5 protein-coding genes are annotated in these 1,842 nt (G+C 71.6%); all 5 read right to left on the bottom strand.

The window, feature by feature from the left end:
- Nucleotides 1-171: 171 nt before the first annotated feature.
- The 5 genes from AB1460_RS37225 to AB1460_RS37205 are packed head-to-tail and all read right to left on the bottom strand — an operon-like array spanning nucleotide 172 to nucleotide 1,787.
- Nucleotides 172-396: a hypothetical protein gene (locus AB1460_RS37225; RefSeq protein ID WP_368967237.1), complete on the bottom strand. Its 225-nt coding sequence runs from the start codon at nucleotides 394-396 to the stop codon at nucleotides 172-174.
- Nucleotides 397-439: 43 nt separating this feature from the next.
- A complete protein-coding gene (locus AB1460_RS37220; RefSeq protein WP_368967235.1) occupies nucleotides 440-772 on the bottom strand; it encodes a hypothetical protein in 333 nt (110 codons plus the stop codon).
- Nucleotides 773-810: 38 nt separating this feature from the next.
- Nucleotides 811-1,245 (bottom strand): NUDIX domain-containing protein, encoded by a 435-nt coding sequence (locus AB1460_RS37215; RefSeq protein ID WP_368967234.1) that lies wholly within the window; start codon nucleotides 1,243-1,245, stop codon nucleotides 811-813.
- 33 nt (nucleotides 1,246-1,278) lie between these two features.
- The gene (locus tag AB1460_RS37210; protein ID WP_368967232.1) at nucleotides 1,279-1,431 is read right to left on the bottom strand and encodes a hypothetical protein; all 153 of its coding nucleotides are present in this window, start codon (nucleotides 1,429-1,431) and stop codon (nucleotides 1,279-1,281) included.
- On the bottom strand, nucleotides 1,431-1,787 hold the full coding sequence (locus tag AB1460_RS37205) for a hypothetical protein (RefSeq protein ID WP_368967230.1): 357 nt from the start codon (nucleotides 1,785-1,787) through the stop codon (nucleotides 1,431-1,433). Before AB1460_RS37205 ends, AB1460_RS37210 begins: the two co-directional genes overlap by 1 nt.
- Nucleotides 1,788-1,842 lie beyond the last annotated feature (55 nt).

Here is a 1,842-nt window from a genome sequence, read left to right as displayed (position 1 = left end):
ACATCGAGAACAGGACTGGCCATGCCTCGCCCCCGTAGCCCCCGCCGGCACACCCGCGCGCAGCTGCGCGCGGGTGTGCCGGCGGGGGCTACGGGGGCGAGGCATGGCCAGTCCTGTTCTCGATGTGGTGAAGGGGTGGGATCGGCCGGGTCAGCGCTTGCGGTTGCAGCCTCAGAACGTGATCAAACTTTCGAGGTCGGCAATTTCCTCGGAGATCTTCTCTGCGGCCTTGCGGTCACTTCCTGCCGGGGAACCGCCGGTACGTTCCATGATTTCGGCGAGCTGCTTCTCAAGCTTGTCGAGTTCCTTCTTTCGGGCTTCGTTCTGCGCCTTGAAAGCCTTCTCGGCTCCCGCCCGGCTAGCGTCCGAGAGAATTTTTTCCGCACGGCTTGCCATGATGATCCTTTCTGGGGATTCGAGGATGTGAAGTGATGGCCGGTCAGGTGTTGCAGCCGTGGCCGCGCATGCAGACGGTCTTGCCGCGGGGGGTGTGGTAGAGCCATTCGGTGGCGCCGCAGGCGCAGGCCGCGCGGGGCGCGCTGCCGGGGACGCCGGTGCTGGCACGGGTGCTGCGTCGCCCACGGTTCGTCTCGATGACACCGATCTCCGTGACCTTGATGGCGCGGCCGTTGAGCCGGTTGGCCGCGCGGCGCGCGGCACCGGCGGCCACATCACCGATGGCACTGGAGGAGTTGCAGGCACGGCACAGCTTCTTGCCGATCTTCCCGGTGCCGTGGCAGTCGGAGCAGATCCGGGCCTTCGTACGAGCCATGACAGGGATTCCTTTCCGGGTGGGATGCGGGGTGGGGGTCAGCGGATGTGGACGTCGGCGCTGTTGAGCGCGTCGGTGAGGATGCGGTCGTGGTCGAACGCCAGGCCGGTCGCGGTATGGACGGGGATCCACCGGGCGTCGGTGGCGTCGTCGGCCGCGGCCGGTCCGATGGTGTCGGGCAGCCAGAGCAGGAACGCGACGGTGACGTATCGGCCGCGCGGGTCCCGGCCGGGGGCGGAGTACGCCCCCACCGGCGTCAGGGAGATCACCGGCACGGTCAGCCCGGTTTCCTCCGAGAGTTCGCGGACGGCGGCGGCGGCCACGGTCTCGCCGGGGTCGACATGCCCGCCGGGCAGCGCCCACTGGCCCTCGGACGGCGCCCACCGGCGGCGGATCACCAGCACATGGGTGACGCCGTCGCGGACGGCCAGGGCGGCCACGTCGGCGGTCAGGAACGCTCTTTCAGGAGGCATCGGGTCGGGTTCCTTCCGGGTGTAGGGGTGGGATCAGCCGCCGAGTGCGGTGATGCGGGCGTTGACGGCGGCGAGCTGGTCACGTTGGCGGACGGTGAGCGGGCCGTGGGCGGCGAGGATCCGGTCCCGGCGGCGCCGGTACTGCGCCAGCTCGTCGCCTGCCGGCGGTGGGGTCGGGCGGGGCATCAGCGGCCGGCCGGGATGCAGCCGTCGGCGCACACGTCGCCGCGGGCGGTCGCGGTCAGCGGGCCGGGGGTGGCGCACCGGGCGCAGGACCGGTAGGGGGTGTTCGGCGCGTCGTAGGGCCGGGCCCGGCCGGCCCGCAGGTTCGCGGCGATGGCCCGGTCGGCCTTCCGTCGCTGCCGGCCCAGCTCCGCGCAGGACGGGCAGTGCGCGTAACCCTCGTCGGCGACGAGCGGGCCGTGGTCGTTGTGCCCGCAGGCTGCGCAGTGGCCGGGATGCTGGGCCTGGTGGCGGCGGCCGTCGGCACTCAGGCCCCGCAGCGGCGGGGCGGCCGGCCGGCCGCTGTCAGACGATCCCATCGCAAGACTCCTCACTCTGTGTGATCGCATGTGGGTGTGGTGAGGGAGGGGAGGG

Origin of the sequence: Parafrankia sp. FMc2, assembly GCF_041008525.1 — a bacterium.
GTDB lineage: Bacteria > Actinomycetota > Actinomycetes > Frankiales > Frankiaceae > Parafrankia.
Note: the sequence above shows the minus strand (reverse complement) of the source record. Positions and strands in the feature narration are given on the sequence as shown.

Bases quoted from the DNA above. Each gene is read 5' to 3' on its own strand.
- AB1460_RS37225 (WP_368967237.1), bottom strand. From the start codon at position 396: ATGGCAAGCCGTGCGGAAAAAATTCTCTCGGACGCTAGCCGGGCGGGA.
- AB1460_RS37220 (WP_368967235.1), bottom strand. From the start codon at position 772: ATGGCTCGTACGAAGGCCCGGATCTGCTCCGACTGCCACGGCACCGGG.
- AB1460_RS37215 (WP_368967234.1), bottom strand. From the start codon at position 1,245: ATGCCTCCTGAAAGAGCGTTCCTGACCGCCGACGTGGCCGCCCTGGCC.
- AB1460_RS37210 (WP_368967232.1), bottom strand. From the start codon at position 1,431: ATGCCCCGCCCGACCCCACCGCCGGCAGGCGACGAGCTGGCGCAGTAC.
- AB1460_RS37205 (WP_368967230.1), bottom strand. From the start codon at position 1,787: ATGGGATCGTCTGACAGCGGCCGGCCGGCCGCCCCGCCGCTGCGGGGC.